This window comes from Leptolyngbya sp. GB1-A1, from assembly GCF_039962475.1.
In the GTDB taxonomy this organism is placed as follows: Bacteria; Cyanobacteriota; Cyanobacteriia; order Elainellales; family Elainellaceae; genus Leptolyngbya_A.
On sequence record NZ_JAMPLI010000040.1, the window covers coordinates 22,879 to 47,558 of the forward strand.

Genomic DNA, 24,680 nt, shown 5'->3' on the forward strand with positions numbered 1-24,680 from the left:
TATGCCCCGCCATTTTTCTACACGAAACGGGCCTAGCCAACCGAGTTAAGCACCTGCTGAGCCAGGCCATCCCCATTAATATGCCGCGTGTAGAGCGTTGGATTGATCGCTTCATTGTCAGTACCGGGCTCCAGTTATCCCTGCTGCAGCAGCAAGCAGTTGTCATGGCAGCCTCACATCGGGTGCTCATCCTTTCAGGAGGTCCAAGCACGGGCAAACCCCTTATCTGTAAGACGATCGTTGCGCTCCGGAAAGCAATGGGCAAGACCATTACGCTCGCCTCTCCCATCAGCCGAGCTGCGTAGTGCCTGAGTGAAATAGCTGGGCAGGAAGCTAAAACACTGCATCGCTTGCTGGAGATCGCTCCTAAAACAATGAAATTTAAGCGAGATCAAGACAACCCGATTCCCAACTGAAGCGATCGTGGTAGATGAGGCTTTGAGAATAGATTTATTCTTAGCCAATTTGCTGTTTAAGGCAGTTGCACCCGATGCTCATCTCTTGATTGTGGGCGATACGGATCATTTACGGAGCGTCGGTCTCCGTGCAGGCTAAATGATTTGACTGCTTCTGGGCTCATGCCCATTGTCCGACTCACTCAGGTTTTTCGACAGACACAGCAGCATGCGATCGTCATCAACGCTCACCAGATTAATCAAGGAGGACTGCCGCAGCTAAAACGGGTATGCAACAAGCCAAAATCCGACTGTCTCTGGTTGATTGCTGAAAACCCAGAGTATAGCGTGGCTGGAACTCGAGATATTGTGACTCATTTTATCCAACAGCTAGGATTCGAGCCGACACGAGATGTCCAGGTGCTTTGCCTTATGAGGCAGAGAGAAATGGGCACCTGCAACCTGAATCAGGTGTTACAACAGCTTATCAATCCAGCCCATCCCAGCAAAGCAGAACTGGTGCGCGGTGCATCACGCTCAGAGTAGGCGATCGCATCTTGCAATTGAAGAACGACCACAACCACGAAGTGTTCAACAGTGACTTAAGCATTATCAGCGCGATCGACACTGAGGAACAGGAATTATTAGTGCGATTTGGGGAACGGGATATGACCTATAAGTACGCCAACTTGGATGAAATAACCAGAGAAATTGGGGGAGCTATGTTTTTCCTATCAGATGCTAGATTTGCTCTTGCCATCAACTTCCCTTTCACTTACACTACGAATTACACTAACAATTGAATCTTACCTAAAACCCTTAGCCGTGCCGAGATCGCTGAATCTGAAGTGCTTAGAATGCAGTCGCCTAACTATTGAGCAGGCGATCGAACAGCATGGAGAGAGTGGGGATGGATGCTGGAATCCTGATGTTTGCCATCGGAGACGATCGCATTATCGAAATCGTCCAGATGTAAACGCGAAGCGACGGGGACAGAGAGCCGCTGAACAACAACTGAAGCAGCTCACGCAACTAGCGCAACTGGCTACAACTGATCAAGTGGATATCGTCCCAAAAACGCCGCCAGTGGCACTACTCTACCTGTATCGGGAGGATCGACCTAATGCTCACCTCCATGCGATCGCGATTAGCGTTTGGCAGGGCGATCAGAAGTTAGCAAGCATTCTCCCTAAGCACTGCATGGGCATGGCAAATCGTTATGTCAGGCAGTACCTCTTGGAAGTATTGGCAACGCTGGAAGAGAAGTACGGCATCCGAGAATTTGAACCCGAAATTTTAATGCACCCCAGAGAGTGCCCAATCGATCCTTGTCCATTGCGAGGGCTGTAGCAATGCCGCCAGAGGAGAGTCAGGAGAAGCCATTAATAGATACACTGTCTTTCCTGGTAGCGGCAGCAAAGGCTGATGCTGAAAGCGTGGAATTTCGGGAAATCTGGCAGGCGATCGATCAATTGCAGCAGGAAGAAATAAACTGGCAGCAGCTTCACCTGCTGGGGGATGTAATTTTTCAGCTTGCCGAACGCTATGAGAATTATGCCAACCTGCTGCTGATCGATTGGGAAGAACGGCATGATCCTCTGGGTCCACCCATGCAGGAAGACCTACTCAATGGGTTGGTACAACGCACAATGTACCTTGACATCTCTGGTCTAACGAAGAAACCAACCCGGCGATCGAAGGGGAAGAAGCAGTCAGAGCCGGAAGACAATCCTTCGATCGCCCAGCCTGTTGAGAAAGAAAAGGTGCTGGCATTTGTCCAAGCACAGGAGGAATCGATTCAAACGAAAGCACAAGCATTGGCGGTGGCACACGATGAGAATGTGTTGGAATGGATTCGCTTAATCGAGAGCTGGATGCAGAGACACGTGCAGAAACAGGAGGGCATCGCGTTTTTAGAAATTCTTAGAGGTACTGGTCTACCAGTTGTTAAAGCATGGTTAGCACTATTGCTAGGGGAATTTGAGCTGTGCCAGCAGGGGAGTTTTTATAACGGTGCGTCTATCACCGTTCGCCTCGCCAAAGAAAAAATCTTATGAATGGACAAAATCCAAAAAATTAGCTCCTTCAACTGCTTTTATACCGATGCGTATTAGCGTGCTTTTACCTACCCCGTTATCGCCCAAGATGCCGAAAATTTCGCCCTGGTAAATTTGGAAGGTCATGAGATCATTAACAGATTGAGATTGCGCTGGATAAACTTTAACCAGATTTTGCATGTCGTAAATCAGCATGAGCAGACCGCGACTGAACGAAATTTGCAAACGCTAAAGAAAGTCTATTGGCTCCATTCGTCCCAAGTTGCCTTTGCCACCCTTGCAATGACTCCCTCACGGATCGTACCGCTTGCTCTAGAATCTGAAACAAAGACAGCGATCGCCAAATGTCGCCCATTTGGAAGCGTCACAATTCCCACATCATTGGTTGCAGCCGTCACTCCATCGACAGTTGCTGAAGTTCCTGTTTTGTGCGCTACAACGGTTCCCTCAGGCAACAGACCCTTAATCCGGTTTGGGCCTGTCGAGGTCTCCGTCATCCATTGTCGCAGTGAAGCTTGACTAGAATCTGAAAGCCCTCGCCCTTCATAGAAAGCACGTAATAAGTTAACGGCTGCATCTGGCGTTGCAGAGTTACGATACTGCAATGTGGTATCTTGCCCGAACTGAATCTCATTCTCTGTGTTCGCTACAACAATATCATTTACGCCAAGGCTGCTTAAATACTCCATGACACGCTGTGGCCCACCAACGAGTCGTAATAGCGCATCACAAGCCGTACTATCACTTTCAGAAACCATATACTGCAACAATTGGGATAAAAGGAATTCCCTTCCTTGTGAATTCTCCTCCAGAATCCGACTCTCTTGAACGACATCGCTTACTTCAATCCGGATCTTCTGGTCTAGTTTCAGGTTTTCTTGATCGACTTGAGCTAGAACCGCCATTGCAATCGGAAACTTGTAAACGCTCTGCATCGGAAATTGCTGATCACCATTGAAAGTGACTGATTCCCCAGTTTCTAGTACTGTGGCTGTAACTCCAACTCGTCCTTGAGCAACCTGAGAGATTTGTTCAATGCGATCGCGTAATTCATTGTTGCGATCGATGTTAGATGTTGTGATTTCGATTGGCGTACTAGTTTGACTATTTGAATCTGCTTTCCCGTTATAGGAATTAACACTTGTACAACTGACAGTGAGTAAAACAGTCAGACCAAACAAGAAAAATGAGCGAAGCGAGGCTTTTTTCATCCCTTGAATCATAAACTTCAATCTGGGGCGATGAGCCGTTAGAACTACACTCACTAGTTCTGAAATTTCGGAAAAAGTTCTTCTAATTTTCTGGCTGTCAACTAACTTCACATGCATTAAATATCTCTATCTAAAAGCAGATGCCTGTGCATATTGAGTCAGAATGTGCTCGAAGAGTTTATGGCTTGCCAATTGCTCAATGCGTTGATTGGAATGACTGCAAGCTGTAGTAGAGACACGCTGCACTACCAGCGATGTAAACCATCCAGGTTCCAAAAAAGCCAATCGCTCTTTTCGGTGAGGGCCCGTAGGTTTCAAGCACTCCCCACGCATGGAAAATGCGCGACACAATCAATGTTGCCCCCAGTAACCAGAGCAAGGCAGTAGACGCTTGCATGAACTCTAAGGCAATCAGAAATAACAAACCAAGCGGTACATATTCGATGAAATTTCCGTGCGCCCGAATCGTTCGTTGCAATACGCCATTATCGGATTCCTTGGTTGCAATGGTTTGTTGTGTCAGCTTCTCGATCAAGGCTGCCCAGGCATTGGGTTGTTTCAGGTAATCGGGTTGTGAGGCAATGTCTCCAGTGGTTGCCCCATGCCAAACACGAGTTCGGATGCGTTCCATTACAACTTGGTAGGACAGCCCTAAAGCCAGTAATCCATGGCAGCCAATAAAGAAAGTTGAGATCGGAATTAAAACAGACATCGAATTACAACAATCATCGAATTACAACAATCATCACAATGCTGAAATGAGCTTACTGACTTTGAGCGATCACTGTCTTTTAGATTCTTGCGGAGGTGATCGGATGACGAGATGATGGAATGAAATTTCCTTCCCCTGCCGATGAGCCTACTGCAAGAGTTTCTGTTTGACCCGACCGATCGTAAGATCCCTCTGGATCAACCTCCGTTGGAGAACCTGCCGCAATGGGGGCACTGGATCGAAACCCCAGAGTACATGGTGGCGATTGTTCCACCCGGTCATCTGGAGGTGAATTTGTGCTCTCCCCTCAATCTTGTAGCCACCAGTTTTGGGTTGACTCAGGGTGTTGCGGCTTTCGATAGCGCTCGCCTCAAACCTTACAAGGCAACACCGGGAGGGTTTGACATTGTGCCTCAGGGCAGTACCTATCGTTCGGTGGAAGATGCGTCTTGCTTCGTGGTGTTTGGCTATTCCCAGGCGTTTCTATCCCATAGTGTGGCAGAGGGAGAAACTGTGGAGTTACTGCCAGGACAAATTTTCAAAACTCATTGGGGACTGAGTGCAGCGATCGCCATCCAGGAGTTTTTTGACAATGGGCAGCTGGGTGGTGCGTTCTACCTGGAATCCGTTGTGACAGCAGTCCTCGGACAAATTATCTATCAGCGATCGACCCTTTCTCAACGCTTCAAACGTCCACCAGAATTCCTGGAACCCCAGTTGTTAAAGAATGTCCTGGACTACATTCGAGCGAACGTTTCACAGTCGTTAAATTTGAGCGATATTGCAACCATAATTGGATTGAGTCCCTATCACTTTGCCAGAGCCTTTAAAGCCACAACCGGAATCCCTCCTTATCAGTACGTGCTGCAATGCCGGGTGGAATTGGCTCAACAACTTTTGCAGGATAAGAGGCAATCGCTGGCTGAAGTCGCCATAGAAGCTGGATTTGGCAACCAGAGTCACATGACGACCGTGTTTCGGCGTGTATTGCAGACGACACCCAAGCAGTACCGTGAGGAGAAAGGCTTGCCAGGAAATTGTATTTCGATAGGATAAGGGCAGTAACGTTTTCTGAAGTGGTGGCAGATGACGGAGCAACCTTCCCTTTTCCTCAAGAAGGAGTGGCAGGATATTACGGTTGAGTATGGTCTGCTCGAAAGTGTAGGCGACTTTGAGTTTGCCATGCCTAAACACGCGATTAGTGTGGCATTTATCCCGCACGATCGCGTTACCTGGTCAGTCGATGGCAAAAAACAAACCACTCCCCTGCCTGCGGGAAGTGCATTTCTGTATGGCGATCGCGAGTTTGTCTGGCATCACCGGGAGAAGGCAAGTGAGTATGTCACCCTTTACCTTGATCCAGATTATTTGAAACAGACGGCGGTAGAAAATGAATTGTTCGCAGAAACGCAATTGAGCCATCGAGTGATTTTTCCTGATCCCACCATTACTCAAGTTGCTCACTGGTTCAAGGGTGAACTGCTGAATGAAGAATTGGGCGGAAACCTTTTTGCTCAATCGCTGAAAAATTTGCTGACGGTTCATCTGTTACGGAACTATTGTGAATCCGGAATGCTACAGAAGAAGCTTGTTGTTCCGGGTCGTGCGCTTGATGCCGTAAAGCTAAAGCAAATTCAAGATTACATTGAGGAGCATTTGGAAGAAGACATTGCGATCGAAGATATGGCAGCTTTAGTGCCGATGAGCCAGTTTCATTTTGCCCGTGCCTTCAAAGCTGCAACAGGGGAAACTCCACACAAGTATTTAATTCAACGCCGCATGGAACGTGCCAAAGTTCTATTGACGGTGACTCAGCTAGCGATCGCAGAAGTTGCCTATCGAGTAGGGTTTTCCAACCAAAGCCACTTTACCACTCATTTCCGCAAAGCAACCGGGGTGACACCAAAAGATTATCGCTTGCAGTGCAGTTAGTTAGGGACGATTGCCGGATTCCCAAGTCCAGGTCATTTTCATTCGGTTTACTCGCCAGCCTTGAGGAGTTCGGATTAAGCCATGTTCGTAAACGCCACCCAATGTCCAAGTTCCTTTTGTGGTATCTAAATAAACATGGTGGGCTTGAAAGTTGGAAAGACAGGTTGCGGTATTTCCTGTGCTTATGACAACATGACTTCCAATCAAATGCTGCGTGACTTTGAAAGTTTGTGAGAAGAAAGTCTCCCAGCCCTTGACTAAATCCTCTGCAGTGACGGTTGACGGTTCTCCACCCGTTAGAGAGGTGTAATCGGTTTCAACCCGATCGCTAAATGCATCTCGGCAGGCTTCCCAGTTTCGGAGATCAGCCATGATGGCAATTTGATTGACGGCATTGGTGATGGCATCTCGATCAGTAGTTGAGGTCATCGTTCGATCATTTGAAGGTTGAGCCGTTGCAACTTTATTAGAGAGAAGTGTGGAGGCAATTACACTACTTCCAATCAGCAACCATTGGCGGCGTTTGTTCTTGAGCATGGCTTTTTTCTTTAAATGAACGAGAGTTGACGTGGTACAAATTTTCACAATCACTTTACTGGGCTAAGCGATCGGGCAACGGCTTGAGGGAATAGACCCTCCAGAAGAAAGCATCTGCCTGGTGCTGATCGGTTAAGAAATTTTGTGCCTCAACAATTTTGCCATTCTCAATTTTGAACATGAGCGTGAATAGCTGATCGACTTGAGTACCACCATCTTCAACATTGCTCCATCCTCGGTGGATGTCTACAACATAATTCCCTTGTGCTTGGAAAAAGATGGGATCAGCTTTGAAATTGCCCTTTGCAAGTTGGGTAAAAAATGCAATCACTTCATCTGCACCATGCTTCTCGCCTGCTAAAGGATGATGACCAGGAATACGCCAGGTAATATTGGGAGCGAAGAAGGTTTTAAGGGCTTTCAGATCGCTTTCTGCATAGGCAGCATAGTAATCCTGAATCAGTTGAACATTAGCTTGTTCCTGGCTGGTAGGTATGTTGTTGGCGATCGCAGGTTGTTCTGATTTCCAATTCATCATGAAGGCGATCGTTAATACAAAAGCAAAGAGCGCAATCAAATATTTTTTCATGGGAGTTCAGTGAGTTTTAGTTGGAGGTTGTATAGCCACCATCAATAGCGATGTTCTGTCCGGTGATAAATCCAGCCGCATCAGAGCAGAGCCAAACAACCGTTTCCGCAATATCCTGGGGTTGTCCAACGCGCTGCATCGGAATACCCGCTGCCACCTGTTCCAGCATTCCGGCAGGCGCGTTCGCCCATAGCTCCGTTTCAACTGCACCCGGACTGACCGCATTAATCCGAATTCCCTCTGCCGCATATTCGGCCGCCGCCGCACGGGTTAATGCTGCTGCTCCTCCCTTCGCTGCTCCATAAGCGCTATAGTTGGGAACACCCAGGATTGCCCCTTGAGATGCGATATTCACGATCGCCCCTTTACCAGACTTCAGCATCGCAGGAATTTGATATTTCAAGCAGAGCCACACGGATTTGAGATTGACTGTAATTTCCTGTTCCCACTCGTCTTCGGTCAAATCGATCAATCGAATCCCTTTACCGGAACCTGCATTATTGAAGGCAGCATCAAGACGACCATATTTTTCTAAAGTGCGATCGACTAGAGCTTGTACCTCTTTTGCTTGAGTGACATCCGTTTGTACAAAGATTGCCTCTCCGCCAGCTTCCACAATTTGTTTGACGGTTGCTTCTCCTTCATTGACTCGTCGTGCCGCAATCACCACTTTTGCGCCTTCTCTGGCGAAGGCAATGGCAGTTGCTCGACCAATTCCTGAACTTCCGCCCGTCACAATGACCACTTTCCCATCCATGCGTCCACTCATTTTGTTTGCTCCAAATAATGTGTAATGACTGTTGAATATTTCAAACTGACTAATGCTGTACTGATGTGAGATGGGGCAATGTTGCCTGGAAATGACTTACTAATGCATCGACAGCGGTTGCAACTTGAGGATCGCGATCGTAGAAATCAAGATGTTGTCCTTCCGTCCAAACTAACTGCTTTTCGCCACTCAACGAAGCATAGAATTCGCGGGTATTGTCCGGCAGAGCAGAACCATCGCTGTGAACCATCAGCGTTGGAGTTGTAATTTGGGGCGCGATCGCCATTGCATCAAATCCCTGCCATTCGTGCCAGGACATCACCGCAAAAAGATTTGTCCACTCTGGAATCACACCCCGATCCGTACTGGCGTAATAGCTAACATCGCCAAACATGGCTGCACTGCGATCGCCTTGAGAATAAGCCGGAACATAAGCCACCTTGCCCGTGCGGTCGTATTGTTCACGGGCAGCCCGCCCGATTTCCATCCGATGCTGCACCGTTTCTTCCCCAAATAATGTGTTGAGCGAATCCATGTCATGCAACCATGCGGCAACGGTTGCAAAGGATTTGAAGCTTGAATCTTCTGCAACGGCTTGTGCCATGTAGCCTGCGCTGGCACAGACACCCAACCCACCAATGCGATCGCCATCAATCACAGGTAAGGTTTGCAAGAACGCAACTGCATTCTTGATATCTTGAACTTTAGCCGCAGGTGATTCGTATTGGCGAGGAGTACCACCGCTCTCACCCCAGTAGCGAAAATCAAACGTGAAAGTCGCAAATCCGTGATCGGCGAGCCGTTGAGCATACACCGCAGGCATTTGTTCTTTTACCGTCGTCCAGGCACCTGTCACAACAATCACGGGAAGTTTGTCTCCAGACTGGTAGGAAGCTGGCAGGTACAAGTTACCCACCATCCGTTCGCCCTCGCTTTGAAAGATAACCCGATTGAGGCCGGGTTGGAAGGATGCAGGCAGTTCAGCCATCATTTGTGTAGACTCGCGTGCAAGGAAATCAAAATTGACTGTCTCTGACAGAGCGACAGGGAGAGAAGTGAAGGAAACGATCGCGATTGTGCCAGTTGAAATCAGGGATTGGATAACGTTCATAGTTCCTTTCTCGATTTGAGTTGGGTTTCAATAACTCAAGATTAGAAAAAGGCCTCTTAAACTTGAAGCCCGATTCTTGCGCTGTTTTATCAATATTTTGCGGTTACACTGCTGATGCATGCCCGATCTTATTTGAAGTTAAAGCATGTTGCCCTGAAATAAACCTGCTGCCGAATTACTTGGGTTCCCAGTAGTTTTCTGTAGGGTTATCGTCATACTGCTCCATTGCTGTCTTGACCTCTGGAATATGACGATATGCCCACTCCCCCAAGATCGCCAATGGTTCTACCAGCGATTCTCCTAATGGAGTCAATGAGTAATCGACCCGCGGCGGAACGGTGGGATAAATTTCTCGCTCGATCAATCCACATCGCTCCAGGTTCCGCAAATTTTGAATCAGCATCTTGGGAGATACGCCAACAATCTGCTGCTTGAGTTCGCTATATCGCTTTTTTTCCTGCGTCAGGGCGTACACAATCAACACTGTCCACTTATTAGCAATGTGTTCGAGCATTTGATGCCCTGCACAATTGGTGTCGAACAGGTTCATGTTAGCGATGCGATCGAGCGCAGGCTGCGGCAAGTAATTCAATTGGATAGCGTCAGAATTCGGGTTGATCACCATGTTTACCAAAAAGTAACTAATGCACTTTGCCGTTAATCCTTTCGGGCAGCAATGTCTCAATGGTACTCATGGAATATGAGTTCTGAGGTCAATTGCAATGCAAGCCCAAATCATTACCCAGTTTGGTAGCCCCACTGTTTTTGAAACAACCGATGTCCCAACTCCTCAAGTCCTACCCCATCATGTGTTGATTCGGGTCATGGCAACCAGCGTGAATCCAGTAGACTACAAAATTCGTCAGGGTGCAGTTCCAGACATTGCCCCCGATTTTCCTGCTGTATTGCATGGAGATGTTGCCGGAGTGGTGGAAACAATCGGTGAGGGAGTCACCACCTTTAAACCCGGAGATGAAGTGTATGCCTGTGCAGGCGGCGTGAAAGGGTTGGGGGGTGCATTGGCGGAGTATATGCTGGCAGATGTAGATCAAGTGGCTCACAAGCCCAAGTCGCTCACGATGGCAGAAGCTGCCGCTCTACCCCTCGTTTCAATCACTGCCTGGGAAGGGCTAATCGATCGCGCCAAAGTTCAACCTGGACAACAGGTTCTGGTTTATGGAGCAACAGGCGGTGTAGGGCATATTGGGGTACAACTGGCGAAGTCAGCAGGAGCGACAGTTTATGCCCTGGTATCGAGTGAAGAGAAAGGAGCGATCGCCCGTAAACTAGGAGCTGATTTCACCATCAACTACCATCAGCAGCCTGTTGAAGAGTTTGTGGCAGAACACACCAATGAGCAAGGATTTGATGTGGTGTTCGACACAGTAGGAAATGACAATTTGCAAAACGCATTCAAAGCTGCAAAGCTGAATGGAACAGTGGTGTCAATTGTTTCTCTGTCTCAGCAAGACTTAACCCTGCTACATGCAAAAGGACTGACGCTGCATCTGGTTTATATGCTGATTCCACTGTTGCGTAATGTGGGGCGATCGCGGCATAGAGAGATTCTGACCCAACTGGCTCAGTTAGTCGATGCCGGACAGGTACAACCGCTACTCGATGGTCAGGTGTTCAAGTTTTCTGAAGTAGCAACGGCACACCAACGGGCTGAGTCGGGGCAGGCGATCGGGAAAGTGGTGTTACAACGAGAGTAATGGGTGTTTAGGATAATGCTCGTAAAGCGTGGATATGTTGATGCACAAGATATCGTTGTTGCTCTGCTGAAAACTGCTCAGGGCTGATCACAACTCCAGCGATGAATATGATCCGCAAAGGACAAGTGAATGGTATTGACAAAGGGGATATTGCATCTCAGGCCAGATTTATCGAAGCACTCTTGGGCGTAACTGCTTAAGACGATGACCTTAATAGGTATCGTTTGTCTTTAAAAAGTTTTTGCGATACAACCCAAAAAACAAAATCTGGTTGTGGACTGCCGTTGACCACTGTAGAAAAGGGATTCTAGGTTGGGTGTTGGGCGACCCTAGTGCTGAAACATTCCGCCCGTTCTGGACGATCGTGGTGAGCTGGCCGTGCTCCTTCTATGTCACTGCTAGTTGGTCTGTTTATCCAGGATTTATTCCAGAGGGCGACCAGATGGCGAGCAAGACCTACATAACCCAAGTTAAAGGAGAAAATACACGCTTACGACACTATCTTGCTCGGTTACATCGCAAGACATTGTGCTATTCCAAATCCGTGGAGATGCTGCAGCACTCGATTCGGTTGTTACTGCACTACCTCCAATTTGGTGATGTACCTATCCCTCAGCGAATCATATTCCTATTCAGCAACGCCAGATTTTCTTGTGCATTAGGATAACGGGCAAAGCACTTTTCCTTAGGGGACAGCTGCACTATGCTGCTTCATCAATTGTTGTACTGCTTTTAGCAAATCCTGATGGACTGTAGTTGAATTTGCCATAATCAATCCTGGACGCTGGTAGTTGCAGCAGGTATGGAGCGGTGGCAGCGCAGTTCCCTCCAGCGTTGTGACTATTCCTCCCGCTTCTTGCACCAAAAATGCGAGTGCCGCACCGTCAATCCAGTTTCCGGCACGGGTGATTGCCCCTGAAAGTTCACCCGTCAGCAGTCCGTTGATCAAGGGAATTTGCGCGTCCTTGGAGTAATCCTGTGTTACGTCGATCGCCCTATAGCCTTCTAAATGGGGAGCAATTGCACCCATCGCAATGCCAAAAAAGACTGCTCGATCTGCGTCTCCAAGCATCAGGCGATCGCAGTTGTCGAGGTCTGTCTCTAAGTTTCCTTTCCAGCAGCCTTTCCCTCGCAGTGCATAGTGGTAAATGTTTTGTGCCGGAGTCACAGCGATAACCGCTTCGTATTCGTCCGCATTCAGAATGCTCAGAATAATTTGATAGTTTTGGTGTCCATCTAGATAAAAGCGCGTACCGTCAATTGGGTCAAGCGTCACCAGGTAATCCCCCATTTCACCTAGATCGATCGCCCGAAAATAGCGGGTGTTATAAGACCGCTCGTGCTCCTCACCGTAAAAGCGAATATTAGGAAATGTGCTTAGGATTGCGACTTCGATCAACGTTTGAATGGATAAATCTGCGTCACTTAGGGCAGCAGCCAGGAAGTTGTCACTGTCCTTTTCAGGATGCGCCACAATTTGTGACTGAATCTGACGGGCGTAAGCAGCCGCAACGCGCAAATGGGGCAGGAGCGTGGCAAGAATTGATCGCGGGGCGAGGGTAGGCAGCATGAGGGTTGAAAGGCTTTCAATAAGGAGGGAGCTTCAAGCACTATTTCGACTTTCGCTTTGAATGGGGCGGCGTGCGGTGTTCGCCAAAGTATTTTTCACTGCGGTAGCGCAACCACACTCGCAACTCCTGCGGGATCTTGTCCTTTTGCTCTTTTGTCAGCGTGTTGTATAGAGCCAAGGCCCGTTCTCGCTCTCCGCGACAGGCATGATTGTTATGGGCATCCCAATAACAACGGGCAACGCGAATGCGCCGACACACTTCCTTGATCAGCGCCTCTCCTTGAAGTGGCTGTTCCTGCTTTGCCATACTATGGTCCAAAACGTCCTTCAATCGATCCTAGCTCACTCGGTTACAGGGCAACTTCAACGGTCATTCCGGCTCTCCGTAGCCGTTCTGCTAGGACATCCCCTAACCCTGTTGCGGGTGTGAGAATCCCACCTCGGCTCTTACCGTCCGGTAGCTCATCGGTTTGCACTGCCAAGCTCAAAGCAGACTCACAGACGAACTTGACTGTAGCACGATTGCCCGGATCACCCTGGTCCCGAATCAGTCCGCGTACCTTGCGCCCCTCTTTAGCAGTGCCAATCAGCTCACAGGAGAACCAGCCTTCGTTCATCGTTTGCTCTGAAGGTCCGCTGCCCGGCTGCGGCAGGATGGGCTGTACCAGTGACCTAGCTTGCGGCTGTTGCAGAATGCCTGTCAGGAGGGCAAGTCCCGCTGTTGCGCCGGTTGCCTTCAGCCATGCCAAAGGTTCCTCAAACTTGAGATATTCCTGATAGGTAAAATCAGCTCCGTAGGGTTGCTGCCACCCGGAATACAGGGCACTACTGCGGCGCACAATGCGAGTATTGACCGGAGCCATGAAGAAGGGAGCGACCCAGGTGTTGAGGTCGGGATCAAATGCAGGAATCCGTGGGTCACGATTGCGCTGCGCAGCACTTCCCCCTTGGGGGAAACCGATCTGAGCTTGCGAAGGGGGAGGGCTTGGGTCCAGCAAGAAGGGGTTGTTCATCTGGGTAGTTCCGTGGGAGTCATAAAGGTTGAAGGCAGATGCCAGCGTCCCTCCATTAAAGCCGCCCACTGCCTGAAAATAGGCGTTCACCTGCTGAACGGACATCCCCAACTGCTGCATGGACCGAACAACCAGATAAGTTCCCAGGTCAGACGGAACAGAATCAAAGCCACAGCAGGGAATAATGCGCGTTCCATCAGCGGCAGCTTGAGCATGATAGCGATCGATCAAGCGTCTGACCCAGGGCGTTTCTCCTGTAATATCGACATAATGAGTTTTGAAGCGAACACAGGCATCCACGAGGGTATTGCCATAAAGGGCAAAGGGTCCGGCAGTGGTCAGTAACACTCGCGTCTGGGCAACAATTGCATCGATCGCCTGCTGATCCTGGCTATCAGCAACCAACACATCCACAGCTATCCCCGCTTCCTCCCGAACCGCTTCTAGTTTTAGGCGGTTGCGTCCGGCAATTGCCCAGCGAACCTGTTGCGGGTCAACACAGCGAGCAAAGTACTGCACCGTTTGTTTACCAACAAAACCACTGGCACCGTAGAGGACAATATCGTAGAGACGATCAGGCATGGCATTCACGTTCCTGATTACAGGACTACATTGGCAACTGTAGCTGAGTTGCCTGGCTTTCTTCGACCTGAGGTAGAAATTGAGGTTTCAGGTGGCGGAAGGTCAGGTTATAGCGGGGGGTGGAGCAGGGAATTGCTTGATGGAGCAGTTTAGTGTTAATTCGAATCACTAATCCATCAGTGAGATGGTGCTGTAGCTCGCCCTGCTCGTAATCGCGCTCAAAATACAGCGCTTCGCCCAGATTGATCATGACCGCTATCCCTTCAAAGTGTCCGTGGTCGCGATGCCAGTGAATGGTTGTGTCGCCGCCGCAGACCAGTAGACTGTGCCAGCCTGGCAGCAATCGCTCTCCCAGCGACCGAATGCGCTCTCCAGGGTCATCCGTCCGCAGCAATCTGGCACGTCCTTTGGCAATCGATTGCAAGTTTGAGGCAACGCCAAAGCATTTGACCGATCGGTTGGGAGCGTAGCGGCTCTGAATGGCAGTTGGCGACAGGGAAAGCGATTGCACCCACTCCCAGAGTTCGACTAGGTTTTCTCCGCTCATCCGTCCAATGATTTCCATCCTGCCGAACCTTCCCAGCCATCATTCTGTCTTCCAGGATAGAGGACTCTGAGGTCACGCAGTGTAGTACGCCAATCACGAGCGGCCGACTAAATTCGCCTATGATGAGTCTCTAGAATACCTGTCTCATTAGGCGATCACAATTCACATGGCAACTTATCTCATTACAGGTGCAAGTCGAGGTATCGGCTACGAATACTGCCGTCAACTACAAGCACGGGGAGAAGCAGTAATTGCAGTGTGTCGTACTGCCTCTCAGGAATTGCAGCAGCTTGGGGTACAGGTTGAGGATGGCATTGATATTACCTCCAATGATTCGATCACAAATTTACGAAATCGTCTGGGAGATACTGCGATCGATGTCTTAGTCAACAATGCAGGCATTCTCAAGCGGGTAACGCTGGAAGATTTAGACTTTGACAGCATTCGTGAACAGTTTGAGGTGAATGCTCTGGGTGCGCTACGGGTCACTCACACCTTGCTGCCCAACCTCAGAACAGGCTCCAAGATCGTGTTGATGACGAGCCGGATGGGGTCGATTGGCGACAATACCTCTGGCAGTGCTTACGGCTACCGGATGTCAAAAGTGGCACTGTCGATGGCGGGGAAGTCGTTAGCGCACGATCTGAAGCCCCGAGGAATTACTGTCGCGATTCTGCATCCGGGCTTGGTGCAAACGCGCATGACGAACTTTACGAAAGGTGGCATCACCCCAGAGGAATCGGTGCAAGGGTTACTGGCTCGCATCGATGAGTTGACCTTGGAGAATACAGGCACGTTCTGGCACGCCAACGGAGCAGTGTTGCCCTGGTAATTATGGAGCAGAACTGTACTAGACTCATCAGTAGGCCTGAAAGACAGGCACGATCGGGTTGAGATTGAGCTTGAGATTGAGCGACTCAAACCGCCTGAAACCTATCGCACCAAACCCAAATTGCGGCTCAAATGATTCGAGAGCTATAGGCGATGGAATTTCAATTTGAACTGGTGTTGGGCAATAGTGACTCCTCTTTTTTTCTACATAGAGTGACTGAAGAGTGACTAACAAGGCTTCCAGAACCAGGACTTACACCGGGTAGACAAAGCCGAGCAATGCTTCAGCGCACTTGCGACACTGCCTTTTCGAAGCGCAAAAAGGCAATCGGCTCGGAGACTCAACTTTTGCCGGATGCTAGTCCTTGCATTGTGCGAGACCGTTAAGTAACGTCCACGATAGCCTCCTTCGCCTCACGATAAAGGTCAGCATCTATGTTGAATCAATCGTCTTCTGCCAATTTTACTCAGTCCTCGTTCTTCGCCTCGTCCGCTCCATCGCTATCAAAACCTCTACGCGATAGCAACAATTCATTCAATACTGCTAAGTTTTTGGGCAGGATCAAAGCTAATGCCTCTTCAGCCAGAGTTCGCTTTAGCGGCATACTCGATCGCAGCGATCAAGTGGATTTTTTTAGAGTCGATGTTGCGCCAGGTGCCTCATTCTCGACTGCAACTACCAGTGGTAGGGTCGAAGGGGGCAGGATCAGAATTAATTCCTACTATTCCCTGCCTGGACAGTCTCCTGTCAAATATTTATCAGTCGTCTTTCGCCCTGACTCCTACTCCCAGGAAGCAAGCGTTCCTTTGTTTAATAACTTTGACTCCACGGTTCAGGTTTATGCCGAGGTTCAAAGTTTGAGCAGGAATAGAACTATCAGGTATAGTGCTCGATCTCTATTTAGATAAGTACTGATTAGATAAGTACTGAAATCTGCTGCCAGAAGGTGGCGATGCTCCTGCTAGTGCGGTTGGTGCAGGTTGGAAAACAAGTGAGCTGCGTCGCACAAGTGTGCGGATTGTCCAAACAACAGGCATTTCAGGCAGTCGATCGTACCTTTGACCGTTACAATCTGGCAACTGAAGTTAAGCAGTGCTATCCATTTCAAATTTCAGGTGGCATGGCACGGCGCGTACTCGTATCTACCGCTGTTGTCAGCCAGGCTGATTTGTTGATTGCCGATGAACCCACTTCTAGACTACATCCTGATGTTGTTAAGGAAACCCTGAACCACCTGCGAGAACTGGCAGATGAAGGCAAGGGAGTTATCCTGATTACCCACGATATTGAAGCAGCATTGCAAGTGGCGGATCAGGTTGCCGTTTTCTATGCTGGGACAACCGTTGAAATTACCGCAGCAACCGACTTTTCCAATGGCACTATTCGCCATCCCTATACCCAGGCTTTGTGGCGATCGCTCCCTCAAAATGAGTTCATTCCTGTCCCTGGTTGCCAACCGAGTCCCGATGCATTACCCAACGGGTGTTTATTTAGCGATCGCTGTCCTTGGGTGACAGAGGTGTGTCAGGTTGAGCGTCCTTCATTTCGGCAGGTGCACGGTGCGCCAGTCAGATGTATTCATGCGGAGGAACACCATGTTAGTCGGTAAGCAGCTTAGGTTTCGCTATAGTCCCAGACATCCCTAGATTCCGCGCGATTTTAGTTTGGTGATTGCGCCCGGTGAAAGGGTTGGGCTGATGGGTCCCTCTGGCTTTGGCAAAACAACACTGGGAAAACTGTTGGCAGGCTATCTCACACCCACCGCTGGAACCGTAACAGTGAACAGTCAACTATTACCTCTACGGGGCTACTCCCCAGTACAGCTAATCTTTCAAAACCCAGAATTAGCAGTCAATCCACGCTGGCGTGTTCGTCAGATTCTCCAGGAAGGACACCTGCCGGCACCTGAGTTATTGGATAGATTAGGAATCCATAAAAACTGGCTCGATCGCTATCCTCATGAGTTGAGTGGGGGTGAGCTTCAACGCATTGCCGTTGCCCGAGTTCTCAACCCAGCCACTCATTACTTAATTGCCGATGAAATGACTGCCATGCTGGATGCCAATACCCAGGCACTCATCTGGCAAGCTGTTCTCTCCTATACGCGCACTCACGAGATTGGATTATTGGTGATCAGCCATGAATTCGCCTTGCTGAAACGATTGTGTGATCGCATCATTGATGTGGCTGACTATCACACAGATCAATCCAGTGAGATATCAACCCTGGCACGTTACTAAACAAGTGCTCAAGAGCTATGAACGATCGCCAACTGGGTCAGCAACGTACGTGAAATCGGGTTCAGAGTTCCAAGGACCGCGATCATCCTGATCATTCTGTCCATTGGTTGACAGGTTGTAGTAAAGAGCCACAGTTTCATCGGGCTGAACATTGCCAAACATCGGATCAGTCAATTTGCCCAAAGAATCCAACGCCTTCATGAACATTTGAGTGTGAGAGATTTCACGGGTTAGTAGGTGAACCAGTGTCTTTTCAGTGTCTTTATCGGGTGCAAGCTTGATCAAGGATTCGTAAGTTTGGCGTGCTCCTGCTTCAGCGGCAATATTAGCTCGTAAATCACGCACGACATCGCCGCCTTCATTCAAATAGTTCGCTGTCCAGGCATTGCCCTGGCTATCTAGAAAGTGGGGACCCATACCCCGTACTGCGAACAATGAACTCTTGTAAGCATCCGTTTGGTCAACGTTTTTGGTATGCGCTTCGATCAGCTTGCCAACCATCTCTAAATGTCCGAACTCCTCCAACGCAATGTCTTGCAACATATCCCGGATGCCAGCATCTTCCACATGAAACGACTGCACCCAATACTGCAATGCGGCAGACAGCTCACCCGTTGCACCACCAAACTGCTCTAACAAAAGTTGAGCAAACCGAGGATTTGCCTCACCAATTTTTACAGCATGAATTGGCTCTTTTTTATGAAAAAACATAGATAAATCCCTTGTAATTGAGTAATGGTCTTAAACGCTTTGTACCATGCCCTTCTATCTGCGCTATCTTTTAGCTTTTATCCCTCATCCTTTAGAGCGAAGTTTTTTCAGGCGATCGCTAAGCGGACTGAGTGAGGCAAGCAATCACTTGAATCAATCTCTCTGGTTCGATTGGTTTCGAGACATGCTGTTGAAATCCAGCTTGCAGGGCTTGTTGCTGGTTGAAGTCGCCTGTGTAGGCAGTGACTGCAATCGCCCGAACTTGTCCGCCTTGCTCTGATGGCAGTGCTCTCACCTGTTGCAACAGCATATAGCCATCCCTATCTGGCATCCCAATGTCACTCAGCAGCACTATTGGCTTAGCTTGAATGAGCATAGTTAGTGCTTCATTAGCGGTCGTTGTGGTAAGTACAGTTGCATCCGCTTGCTACAACACAAACGCCACAAACTCTCGTGAATCTGCTTCATCATCGACGACCCAGACTTGAATCCCATTCAAGTCATAAGATGGCTCTGACGATCGACTATTGTGATCGGCGATCGCCTGAATAGGTATGAGTGGCAGCCTGACGGTAAAAGTTGTGCCCCTTCCGATTCCCAGGACTTTCGACTGCGACCGTTCCTCCATGCAATTCGACCAGTTGACGCACGATCGCCAGTCCTAATCCCAGTCCACCAATCTGCATCTTTAAGAGAGTGCTGTCTAGATTGCACTTTTACAGGAGGGTGAGTTGTTCCGCTTGAGACTTGGAAGGGGATTTTCGTGCACCTGATGGTTTAGAAGGACGAGCGGCTCCAACAAACCAAGTTCGCAACATTTGCGCTTGGCTCTCGTCCAGTTCAGCTAAATTAAGCGCCGTTGGAAACAAGGCTCGATCGGCTAATCCTGCCCAACTCACGTCACACTGAACCCGATCGCTGCCAAACGGAAGGAAGCTTTCTGGCAAAGGCGCAAGGTAAGGCACAAGGTTACCCTGTTGAATTAACTCCTGCCGTTGCCGATCGAGTTGCTGTACTCGTTTTGCTCTGGCTTGCCTATAGTCGAGAATCGGTGCAGGATACCCCTTTGTTGACGGTGGAGTTCCAAGCTGTTGCGGCGAGAGATGCCGCAGTTCGGGTACCCAGCGTTTAATAAACTGTCCTTGGGGGTCAAATCGATCGACTGCGGCTTGCCCTGGGTTGTAGATGCGCGTCCAGGACTGGTCAATTGCGGCTGTAATCCCCGCTTGCATGGCCCACTGATAATGGTCGATCGGGCAATCCCCATCAATGAGATGCCGCATGAAGTGCAGCGCCCCATAGCGCCAGTCCATCCCCAACAGGTTACTCAAGAAGCTGGCATAACAGGCACGGGTGCGAAAGTTAAAGGCTTGCCAACCTCCAGTTGCAATTAAACAACGAGCAGCTGCATCAATAATCGGAAATCCGGTCTGTCCCTGTTGCCAGGCTTGGTACAGGTCTTCATCGAACTCAAAGCCTTGTTCATCAAAGTGACGATAGAGCGATCGCACTTCAAGTTGCGGCAGGTAGCGAAAGCGTTGGGCAAAACCACTGTTCCATCTCAGGCGAGCAATAAACTGCTTACGGCTGCGCTGCACTCGCTCATCGAGCACGGTCTTGAGGGTTTGTGCGGCGTGATAGCACTGTCGCAATGAGATGACACCGAATTTGATGTGAGGACTCAATCCACTCGTCGCAGCAGCACTGGGATAGGACAACTGCCAATAGTAGCGCTGCGTTTTCTCCTCCAGGAAGCGATCGAGCAGTTGGTAAGCAGCCTGGGTTCCAGCCGGAGGCAGGGGCTTGCCATCATCATGGAGCTTGAGGTCAGCCAGCGTGGGTAACGATGTACTCAACACCTCTGACGGGACTTCGATTCGTTGGGGAGTTGGGACGATCGCCTCACGCATCTGGTCGTACCACAACTGACGATACTGCCTCGTTGTCATGAGGTCAGGAGTTGTACCGGATGGCTCAAACCAGCGAATCTTAAGATCTTGCTCTGTGAGAATGCGATTGAGTCGAGCATCCCGGACCCGACCATACAATCGCTCGAAGTCAAGATGAGCATAGATGCCATCAGCTTTCGTCTCCCGAATCAGTTGCGGCAAGACGGTGAGCGGATCACCCAAGCGGAGGATCAGGCGTCCCCCGCGCTCCTGCAAGTCAGCATCCAGCGATTGCAGTGACTTCAACAGAAAGGCAACGCGAGCAGGGGCGGTTTCAGGATGGTGCAATAGGGCAGGATCAAAGACAAAGACGGGAACAACCGCTCCTCGACGTGCCGCTCGATCGAGGGGAGCATGGTCAGAGATGCGGAGGTCACGGCGGAACCAGACGATCGTGCAGTTGCTCACAACCCTTCCTTGAAGTACGCTTGCTCTAGCCTAGCAAAGAAACTTTGAGCGCTGGGCAGTGGCAGTTCAATCCACCAATGCAGAGCAGTCTGTTAATCAAAGCCTTCAAGAATTTGTGCACAGCTAAGCAAGCTTTTCTGGATACGCATCGAGTGGGGGAAGAGGGCGATCGGATGCTGCAGCAAAGATTGTTGTTTCTAGGGCGGCGCGGCTCTAAAGCAGAACACCTGACACGATCGCGGGCGGATGAGATTTTAGGGGAAGCTTGCGATCGAGTGAGGCTAGAGGGAGTTTCGACGCACTCGTTTCGGCGTACCTAGGTTACAAAGCTGCGCGATAAGGGGTATTCGCCTGCTCAAATTCAGAAGCGGACGGGGCATCGACGGCAGGAGACTTTGATGCACTATTTCGATCGGGTTTAATTGCTGCTTGAATGACCTAAATCGTCATATCCTTGCAATTGCGATCGGTACATTTGCAGTTGTCTACAGCTAGGCGTGGTTCTTGGATTTATTCCAGAGTCCCAGCAACTGAATGTAACTAATCAAGCAATCCTTGCTTTTTCGTTCATCAGTGCAGAGGCGAAGGATGGCGTTGAAATGCAAGACAGCGAATAGGGAACGTAACCCTACAACAAAAACCTCAGTGCCGAACTGAGGCTTATCGATAGGGAAAATCCAAACGAGATGAAACTTTAATTAGCTCACTGCAAAGGCAGTCAAGAGGGTGAGAGTCACGACGAGAACCGCAATCGCCCCTTGCAGCGCATATTGACGAGCCTGCTCTGGAGAGGGGAAGTGTGCATAGTAGAGGGTGGGTTCAACGGCGTAGTTGTTAGCTAAACCTTCTCGATCGATCGTTGCCCCATTCAATGCCGGACGACGGAGGAAATTACGTCCTTCGCGGCGCATCCGGGAACGAACTTCAGTGGGGGTCAATTCAGTCCCATTGCTGACCCCTGCTTTGAGGGACAGCCCTTGGGTTGTTCCTAATTCACGAGCGATGGAGACGAAATCAAGGGCGGAGTCAGCAGTGTAAGTCATGGCGCTCTTTTCTGTAAACTTGTGTAACAAAAATATAACACTTTGTTAAAAATATTTGCAAATACATTTTGCTTATGGTAATTATTCTGCCTCTATAGGAGGAACTGTCCGATCGTACTATCACCAGGGGGAGAGGGGCGATCAGAGTCCGTTGACATAGAAGCTGCCAATTCGTCCCTCCCCCACCGCCGTCCCGCTTCCACCTAGCTCTGGCACACCTCAGAAAGAGGGATTCGATCGAGTTCCTGTTCTATTTCAAAAGGAAGGTTTTCTCGTGGATTTAGAGGCGCTAGACTGCCTTGATTAGGGTGAATGAAATGATCAAGTAGTTCAGGAGCATTGTCATGGGTCTCAAACATTTGCCCTGGCTAGGTGGATTTTTGTTGCTTTTAACCGGCTGCGCGATCGCTTCCGCCACTGAATCGCTATCCTTCAGCTCTTCGGAAACAACATTCCCCTCCCAAACAGTTGCACAGTCAACCCCTTCAGCAGATACAACTTCTAGCAGCGCTCATCTTTTATTGGGTAACCCGAGTGATGCAAAGGCTGATGTTGCCAGCCCTGAAAATTACCTCATGATTAAGCCTGAATATGCCTTATCCTACAGTCGTAGCAAAGGCATTCCCAATTGGGTGAGTTGGCAACTGAGTCAGGCGTGGCAAGGCGATGCTCCACGGCAAAACAATTTTCGCTCAGATACAACTCTTCCAACGGGTTGGTATCGAGTGACAACGACAAACTATACCTACAGCGGGTTCGATCGTGGACATATGACGGCGTCAGAAGATCGAACTGCGATCATTGAGGTAAACTCTGCGACTTTTTTGATGACCAACATCCTGCCCCAATCCCCAGACAATAATCGTGGTCCCTGGGCAGTCTTGGAAGAGCATTGCCGAACCTTAGTTAAGCAGGGTAATGATCTCTACATCATTGCCGGAGGAAGTGGCATCGGGGGTACCGGGGAGAACGGTACCATGTCGACCTTGGCATCTGGCAGGATTACTGTCCCTGCTAACACTTGGAAAGTCGTAGTTGTTCTTCCAGCAGGGGGCGGGATTGGGGGAATCAACAGCAATACGCGAGTGATTGCTGTCAACATGCCGAACAGCCAGGGAATCAGAACGACAGATTGGCGCAGCTTTAGAACGTCGGTTGACCAGATTGAAGCCACAACTGGCTACAACTTCTTGAGCAATGTATCGGAAGCTTTGCAAGAGACGATTGAATCCAAAGTCGATACGCAATAGCTCTAAGTCTCAATGACCTTGGTGGATATGCCTACTAGGTCGTTGGCGTGCTGACCCACAATATAAACATCAATCTCAATGTGACCAACTCGATACACCTTTATGTTGGTCAGGTTACTGGCGAGCGTATTCTCCAGAGTTTTGAAGCGATCTGCAATCTCTTGTTCTTCCGAGCCAAACCATCCCGAGGTCGGTCTAAAGAATTCAGACAACTCCATCACTTGAACTGAGGCATCTGCCGGATGTCCTGTTTGCTGAGCGACCTGTTCGGGAGTAAGACCGTCACTGGCTTGTCCTTCCCAGATAAACACCTCAAATGATGACTCTGACTCGCTTAAATACACCAAGCCTTGAGAAGCTTCTTTTAATTGAATCAAGAGGTTTGTACTGGTCTCAGTGTCGCTCATACTTCACCCTAACGCTTTGAAATCGACTATAGAATCCGTTTGAGATCTATGCACTTGCTAACCGCTTGAGCATTAATCGGATAAAACATAGGTTAAGCTTTGCTCTGGCATGGTCAAGCGTTCGCTCAAAATTCTTAACCAAACTCTTGCACCGCTCCATCCAGGCATTCGACCGCTCCACGATCCACCGAGTTGCTACAGGGACAAAGCCCGTTTTCCCTTGTGCTGCCTTCTCCGCTTTCGTCGGCTTTGGGGCGAGTTCAAAGCGAATCTTGGTCATAATCTGGGGGTAGAGTTGCTGCAGGGCAGCGATAAGCTTGTCCGGGTGATATCCGTGGTCTAGCAGAATTGTAATCTTGGGGATATTAACTGGCTTGGTGCGAAAGTAATCTAAGTTGCAACTGAGCAGTTCAATCAACCCTTGATCATCTGAAACATTTGCCCTAGTGCAATGGGTGAAGAAGGGAAACCCCAATGTATCAATGGCTAGATGGCGTTTGATGCCGTTAGTGCATTTGTAGTGACAAAAGCCTTTGGATGCCATACTCGCGTTGCAAGTGTTTTTGACCGCTTGTGAGTCAATGATGAGCAGACGGGTCCATTTCGGTTTTTTTTACGTTGGCTCGAACTTGTTGATGTAACGTTGCCAAGATGCAGTCAAGGACACCTTCAGAGCGCCATTGAATGCAAGTGCCAGAAGACCGTGGAATAAGGCGGCAGGTCTTTGGGCAAGTCACACCAATTGCAGCCGTTTTTGAGTTGATAGAAGATACCGTCTAAAATTTGTCGTTTTGTCCACTTGGGCGGTCGAGTTTGCTTCTTTTGGGGCAGCAACGGTTCAATGAGTTCCCATTCTTTGTCGGTTAAGCTGCTGGAGTATGGTATTTATGTTTGAGGTTAACCCATCTCAAAAGGATCCCAAATAGGTTCTATAGGCTGTAGCGATCGCTATTAAGGCTTCACACCGAGTCATCAAGCCACCCGCAACTAGTAGTTCACCAAATAAACTTTGCCTAGTTAGCATGCTTTAATTTAGGATAGAGATGCCCTAACCGAATGCGCGCACCTGCACTGGAAAATCTCCAATTGACCCTGGCTTT

Annotated in this window: 31 protein-coding genes and 2 pseudogenes; 13 read left to right on the top strand and 20 right to left on the bottom strand. The window is 49.3% G+C overall.

All coding sequences use genetic code 11. The annotated features are described in order from the left end of the window. Positions 1-80: 80 nt before the first annotated feature. The 4 genes from NDI45_RS24105 (at position 81) to NDI45_RS24120 (ending at position 2,452) form a co-directional block, all read left to right on the top strand. Entirely contained in the window at positions 81-305 is a 225-nt protein-coding gene (locus NDI45_RS24105) for an AAA family ATPase (protein WP_348249178.1), read from the top strand. Between the two features lie 273 nt (positions 306-578). After that, a complete protein-coding gene (locus NDI45_RS24110; protein ID WP_348249179.1) occupies positions 579-941 on the top strand; it encodes a hypothetical protein in 363 nt (120 codons plus the stop codon). 279 nt (positions 942-1,220) lie between these two features. After that, positions 1,221-1,745, top strand: coding sequence for a hypothetical protein (locus tag NDI45_RS24115; protein ID WP_348249180.1), 525 nt, complete (start codon positions 1,221-1,223; stop codon positions 1,743-1,745). A 2-nt stretch (positions 1,746-1,747) separates the two neighbouring features. After that, complete coding sequence (locus NDI45_RS24120) at positions 1,748-2,452, top strand: hypothetical protein (protein WP_348249181.1); 705 nt, start codon at positions 1,748-1,750, stop codon at positions 2,450-2,452. Here NDI45_RS24120 and NDI45_RS24125 read toward each other — a convergent pair. The 3 genes from NDI45_RS24125 to NDI45_RS24135 form a co-directional block, all read right to left on the bottom strand. Next, on the bottom strand, positions 2,447-2,647 hold the full coding sequence (locus tag NDI45_RS24125) for an ATP-binding cassette domain-containing protein (RefSeq protein WP_190792291.1): 201 nt from the start codon (positions 2,645-2,647) through the stop codon (positions 2,447-2,449). The two genes, NDI45_RS24120 and NDI45_RS24125, sit on opposite strands and share 6 nt — an antisense overlap. 44 nt (positions 2,648-2,691) lie before the next feature. Next, a complete protein-coding gene (gene bla / locus NDI45_RS24130) occupies positions 2,692-3,663 on the bottom strand; it encodes a class A beta-lactamase (RefSeq protein ID WP_348249182.1) in 972 nt (323 codons plus the stop codon). A 196-nt stretch (positions 3,664-3,859) separates the two neighbouring features. Then, complete coding sequence (locus NDI45_RS24135; protein ID WP_190792289.1) at positions 3,860-4,375, bottom strand: MAPEG family protein; 516 nt, start codon at positions 4,373-4,375, stop codon at positions 3,860-3,862. Between the two features lie 141 nt (positions 4,376-4,516). On the opposite strand from NDI45_RS24135, the gene NDI45_RS24140 reads away from it, so the two are divergent. After that, entirely contained in the window at positions 4,517-5,431 is a 915-nt protein-coding gene (locus NDI45_RS24140; protein WP_348249183.1) for an AraC family transcriptional regulator, read from the top strand. Positions 5,432-5,461: 30 nt separating this feature from the next. After that, positions 5,462-6,307, top strand: a complete 846-nt coding sequence (locus NDI45_RS24145) for an AraC family transcriptional regulator (protein WP_348249184.1) — start codon at positions 5,462-5,464, stop codon at positions 6,305-6,307. On the opposite strand, the gene NDI45_RS24150 is transcribed toward NDI45_RS24145, so the two are convergent. From NDI45_RS24150 to NDI45_RS24170, 5 genes are all read right to left on the bottom strand, one after another. Beyond that, complete coding sequence (locus NDI45_RS24150; RefSeq protein ID WP_348249185.1) at positions 6,308-6,736, bottom strand: nuclear transport factor 2 family protein; 429 nt, start codon at positions 6,734-6,736, stop codon at positions 6,308-6,310. A 163-nt stretch (positions 6,737-6,899) separates the two neighbouring features. Continuing rightward, the gene (locus NDI45_RS24155; RefSeq protein WP_348249186.1) at positions 6,900-7,433 is read right to left on the bottom strand and encodes a nuclear transport factor 2 family protein; all 534 of its coding nucleotides are present in this window, start codon (positions 7,431-7,433) and stop codon (positions 6,900-6,902) included. A 16-nt stretch (positions 7,434-7,449) separates the two neighbouring features. Beyond that, positions 7,450-8,202: a glucose 1-dehydrogenase gene (locus NDI45_RS24160; RefSeq protein WP_190792285.1), complete on the bottom strand. Its 753-nt coding sequence runs from the start codon at positions 8,200-8,202 to the stop codon at positions 7,450-7,452. A gap of 49 nt (positions 8,203-8,251) precedes the next feature. Continuing rightward, positions 8,252-9,313 carry an alpha/beta hydrolase gene (locus NDI45_RS24165; RefSeq protein WP_348249187.1) on the bottom strand — a complete coding sequence of 354 codons (1,062 nt, stop codon included), beginning with the start codon at positions 9,311-9,313 and terminating at the stop codon, positions 8,252-8,254. A 175-nt stretch (positions 9,314-9,488) separates the two neighbouring features. Further along, a complete protein-coding gene (locus NDI45_RS24170; RefSeq protein ID WP_348249188.1) occupies positions 9,489-9,938 on the bottom strand; it encodes a helix-turn-helix domain-containing protein in 450 nt (149 codons plus the stop codon). A gap of 97 nt (positions 9,939-10,035) precedes the next feature. On the opposite strand from NDI45_RS24170, the gene NDI45_RS24175 reads away from it, so the two are divergent. Together NDI45_RS24175 and NDI45_RS24180 are read left to right on the top strand one after the other, a co-directional pair. Further along, on the top strand, positions 10,036-11,028 hold the full coding sequence (locus NDI45_RS24175) for a zinc-dependent alcohol dehydrogenase family protein (protein ID WP_348249189.1): 993 nt from the start codon (positions 10,036-10,038) through the stop codon (positions 11,026-11,028). A 256-nt stretch (positions 11,029-11,284) separates the two neighbouring features. Beyond that, a pseudogene (locus NDI45_RS24180) lies at positions 11,285-11,695 on the top strand (IS1 family transposase); the annotation flags it as partial. Between the two features lie 18 nt (positions 11,696-11,713). Here NDI45_RS24180 and NDI45_RS24185 read toward each other — a convergent pair. The 4 genes from NDI45_RS24185 to NDI45_RS24200 are packed head-to-tail and all read right to left on the bottom strand — an operon-like array spanning position 11,714 to position 14,758. Continuing rightward, positions 11,714-12,598: an inositol monophosphatase family protein gene (locus tag NDI45_RS24185; RefSeq protein ID WP_348249190.1), complete on the bottom strand. Its 885-nt coding sequence runs from the start codon at positions 12,596-12,598 to the stop codon at positions 11,714-11,716. Positions 12,599-12,638: 40 nt separating this feature from the next. Next, entirely contained in the window at positions 12,639-12,905 is a 267-nt protein-coding gene (locus NDI45_RS24190; protein ID WP_190789627.1) for a Precorrin-3B methylase, read from the bottom strand. A gap of 43 nt (positions 12,906-12,948) precedes the next feature. Then, complete coding sequence (locus tag NDI45_RS24195; protein ID WP_348249191.1) at positions 12,949-14,193, bottom strand: saccharopine dehydrogenase NADP-binding domain-containing protein; 1,245 nt, start codon at positions 14,191-14,193, stop codon at positions 12,949-12,951. Positions 14,194-14,218: 25 nt separating this feature from the next. Then, positions 14,219-14,758: a hypothetical protein gene (locus NDI45_RS24200; RefSeq protein ID WP_348249192.1), complete on the bottom strand. Its 540-nt coding sequence runs from the start codon at positions 14,756-14,758 to the stop codon at positions 14,219-14,221. Between the two features lie 148 nt (positions 14,759-14,906). On the opposite strand from NDI45_RS24200, the gene NDI45_RS24205 reads away from it, so the two are divergent. The 3 genes and pseudogenes from NDI45_RS24205 (at position 14,907) to NDI45_RS24215 (ending at position 17,812) form a co-directional block, all read left to right on the top strand. Continuing rightward, positions 14,907-15,572 carry an SDR family oxidoreductase gene (locus tag NDI45_RS24205; protein ID WP_348249193.1) on the top strand — a complete coding sequence of 222 codons (666 nt, stop codon included), beginning with the start codon at positions 14,907-14,909 and terminating at the stop codon, positions 15,570-15,572. Positions 15,573-16,542: 970 nt separating this feature from the next. Next, positions 16,543-17,181: pseudogene (locus NDI45_RS24210) on the top strand (oligopeptide/dipeptide ABC transporter ATP-binding protein); the annotation flags it as partial. Between the two features lie 37 nt (positions 17,182-17,218). Then, entirely contained in the window at positions 17,219-17,812 is a 594-nt protein-coding gene (locus NDI45_RS24215) for an ATP-binding cassette domain-containing protein (protein ID WP_348249202.1), read from the top strand. Between the two features lie 15 nt (positions 17,813-17,827). Here NDI45_RS24215 and NDI45_RS24220 read toward each other — a convergent pair whose 3' ends face one another. From NDI45_RS24220 to NDI45_RS24235, 4 genes are all read right to left on the bottom strand, one after another. Beyond that, positions 17,828-18,523, bottom strand: coding sequence for a manganese catalase family protein (locus NDI45_RS24220; protein ID WP_348249194.1), 696 nt, complete (start codon positions 18,521-18,523; stop codon positions 17,828-17,830). Between the two features lie 118 nt (positions 18,524-18,641). Next, a complete protein-coding gene (locus NDI45_RS24225; protein WP_348249195.1) occupies positions 18,642-18,899 on the bottom strand; it encodes a response regulator in 258 nt (85 codons plus the stop codon). 148 nt (positions 18,900-19,047) lie between these two features. Further along, positions 19,048-19,209, bottom strand: a complete 162-nt coding sequence (locus NDI45_RS24230) for an ATP-binding protein (protein ID WP_348249196.1) — start codon at positions 19,207-19,209, stop codon at positions 19,048-19,050. A 30-nt stretch (positions 19,210-19,239) separates the two neighbouring features. Beyond that, positions 19,240-20,880: a deoxyribodipyrimidine photo-lyase gene (locus NDI45_RS24235; protein ID WP_348249197.1), complete on the bottom strand. Its 1,641-nt coding sequence runs from the start codon at positions 20,878-20,880 to the stop codon at positions 19,240-19,242. A gap of 173 nt (positions 20,881-21,053) precedes the next feature. Here NDI45_RS24235 and NDI45_RS24240 point away from each other — a divergent pair, with 173 nt between their 5' ends. Then, entirely contained in the window at positions 21,054-21,200 is a 147-nt protein-coding gene (locus tag NDI45_RS24240) for a hypothetical protein (RefSeq protein ID WP_348249198.1), read from the top strand. A 378-nt stretch (positions 21,201-21,578) separates the two neighbouring features. Here the strand turns inward: NDI45_RS24240 and NDI45_RS24245 are convergent, their stop codons facing one another. Continuing rightward, complete coding sequence (locus NDI45_RS24245; RefSeq protein WP_348249199.1) at positions 21,579-21,923, bottom strand: ssl1498 family light-harvesting-like protein; 345 nt, start codon at positions 21,921-21,923, stop codon at positions 21,579-21,581. 344 nt (positions 21,924-22,267) lie between these two features. Between NDI45_RS24245 and NDI45_RS24250 the strand changes: the two genes are divergently transcribed. Continuing rightward, a complete protein-coding gene (locus tag NDI45_RS24250) occupies positions 22,268-23,173 on the top strand; it encodes a DNA/RNA non-specific endonuclease (protein ID WP_348249200.1) in 906 nt (301 codons plus the stop codon). A gap of 2 nt (positions 23,174-23,175) precedes the next feature. Here the strand turns inward: NDI45_RS24250 and NDI45_RS24255 are convergent, their stop codons facing one another. From NDI45_RS24255 to NDI45_RS24265, 3 genes are all read right to left on the bottom strand, one after another. Beyond that, positions 23,176-23,580 carry a nuclease A inhibitor family protein gene (locus tag NDI45_RS24255; RefSeq protein WP_190790760.1) on the bottom strand — a complete coding sequence of 135 codons (405 nt, stop codon included), beginning with the start codon at positions 23,578-23,580 and terminating at the stop codon, positions 23,176-23,178. A gap of 46 nt (positions 23,581-23,626) precedes the next feature. Then, positions 23,627-24,124 carry a transposase gene (locus tag NDI45_RS24260; protein ID WP_242067196.1) on the bottom strand — a complete coding sequence of 166 codons (498 nt, stop codon included), beginning with the start codon at positions 24,122-24,124 and terminating at the stop codon, positions 23,627-23,629. A gap of 125 nt (positions 24,125-24,249) precedes the next feature. Continuing rightward, positions 24,250-24,414, bottom strand: coding sequence for a transposase (locus NDI45_RS24265; RefSeq protein WP_199296415.1), 165 nt, complete (start codon positions 24,412-24,414; stop codon positions 24,250-24,252). Positions 24,415-24,680 lie beyond the last annotated feature (266 nt).

Bases quoted from the DNA above. Each gene is read 5' to 3' on its own strand.
- bla (WP_348249182.1), bottom strand. From the start codon at position 3,663: ATGAAAAAAGCCTCGCTTCGCTCATTTTTCTTGTTTGGTCTGACTGTT.
- NDI45_RS24110 (WP_348249179.1), top strand. From the start codon at position 579: ATGCCCATTGTCCGACTCACTCAGGTTTTTCGACAGACACAGCAGCAT.
- NDI45_RS24245 (WP_348249199.1), bottom strand. From the start codon at position 21,923: ATGACTTACACTGCTGACTCCGCCCTTGATTTCGTCTCCATCGCTCGT.
- NDI45_RS24200 (WP_348249192.1), bottom strand. From the start codon at position 14,758: ATGGAAATCATTGGACGGATGAGCGGAGAAAACCTAGTCGAACTCTGG.
- NDI45_RS24255 (WP_190790760.1), bottom strand. From the start codon at position 23,580: ATGAGCGACACTGAGACCAGTACAAACCTCTTGATTCAATTAAAAGAA.
- NDI45_RS24145 (WP_348249184.1), top strand. From the start codon at position 5,462: ATGACGGAGCAACCTTCCCTTTTCCTCAAGAAGGAGTGGCAGGATATT.
- NDI45_RS24105 (WP_348249178.1), top strand. From the start codon at position 81: ATGCCGCGTGTAGAGCGTTGGATTGATCGCTTCATTGTCAGTACCGGG.
- NDI45_RS24150 (WP_348249185.1), bottom strand. From the start codon at position 6,736: ATGACCTCAACTACTGATCGAGATGCCATCACCAATGCCGTCAATCAA.
- NDI45_RS24185 (WP_348249190.1), bottom strand. From the start codon at position 12,598: ATGCTGCCTACCCTCGCCCCGCGATCAATTCTTGCCACGCTCCTGCCC.
- NDI45_RS24205 (WP_348249193.1), top strand. From the start codon at position 14,907: ATGGCAACTTATCTCATTACAGGTGCAAGTCGAGGTATCGGCTACGAA.
- NDI45_RS24220 (WP_348249194.1), bottom strand. From the start codon at position 18,523: ATGTTTTTTCATAAAAAAGAGCCAATTCATGCTGTAAAAATTGGTGAG.
- NDI45_RS24240 (WP_348249198.1), top strand. From the start codon at position 21,054: ATGCTGCAGCAAAGATTGTTGTTTCTAGGGCGGCGCGGCTCTAAAGCA.
- NDI45_RS24190 (WP_190789627.1), bottom strand. From the start codon at position 12,905: ATGGCAAAGCAGGAACAGCCACTTCAAGGAGAGGCGCTGATCAAGGAA.
- NDI45_RS24155 (WP_348249186.1), bottom strand. From the start codon at position 7,433: ATGAAAAAATATTTGATTGCGCTCTTTGCTTTTGTATTAACGATCGCC.
- NDI45_RS24165 (WP_348249187.1), bottom strand. From the start codon at position 9,313: ATGAACGTTATCCAATCCCTGATTTCAACTGGCACAATCGCGATCGTT.
- NDI45_RS24120 (WP_348249181.1), top strand. From the start codon at position 1,748: ATGCCGCCAGAGGAGAGTCAGGAGAAGCCATTAATAGATACACTGTCT.
- NDI45_RS24135 (WP_190792289.1), bottom strand. From the start codon at position 4,375: ATGTCTGTTTTAATTCCGATCTCAACTTTCTTTATTGGCTGCCATGGA.
- NDI45_RS24170 (WP_348249188.1), bottom strand. From the start codon at position 9,938: ATGGTGATCAACCCGAATTCTGACGCTATCCAATTGAATTACTTGCCG.
- NDI45_RS24195 (WP_348249191.1), bottom strand. From the start codon at position 14,193: ATGCCTGATCGTCTCTACGATATTGTCCTCTACGGTGCCAGTGGTTTT.
- NDI45_RS24175 (WP_348249189.1), top strand. From the start codon at position 10,036: ATGCAAGCCCAAATCATTACCCAGTTTGGTAGCCCCACTGTTTTTGAA.
- NDI45_RS24260 (WP_242067196.1), bottom strand. From the start codon at position 24,124: ATGGCATCCAAAGGCTTTTGTCACTACAAATGCACTAACGGCATCAAA.
- NDI45_RS24125 (WP_190792291.1), bottom strand. From the start codon at position 2,647: ATGCTGATTTACGACATGCAAAATCTGGTTAAAGTTTATCCAGCGCAA.
- NDI45_RS24160 (WP_190792285.1), bottom strand. From the start codon at position 8,202: ATGAGTGGACGCATGGATGGGAAAGTGGTCATTGTGACGGGCGGAAGT.
- NDI45_RS24250 (WP_348249200.1), top strand. From the start codon at position 22,268: ATGGGTCTCAAACATTTGCCCTGGCTAGGTGGATTTTTGTTGCTTTTA.
- NDI45_RS24140 (WP_348249183.1), top strand. From the start codon at position 4,517: ATGAGCCTACTGCAAGAGTTTCTGTTTGACCCGACCGATCGTAAGATC.
- NDI45_RS24225 (WP_348249195.1), bottom strand. From the start codon at position 18,899: ATGCTCATTCAAGCTAAGCCAATAGTGCTGCTGAGTGACATTGGGATG.
- NDI45_RS24230 (WP_348249196.1), bottom strand. From the start codon at position 19,209: ATGCAGATTGGTGGACTGGGATTAGGACTGGCGATCGTGCGTCAACTG.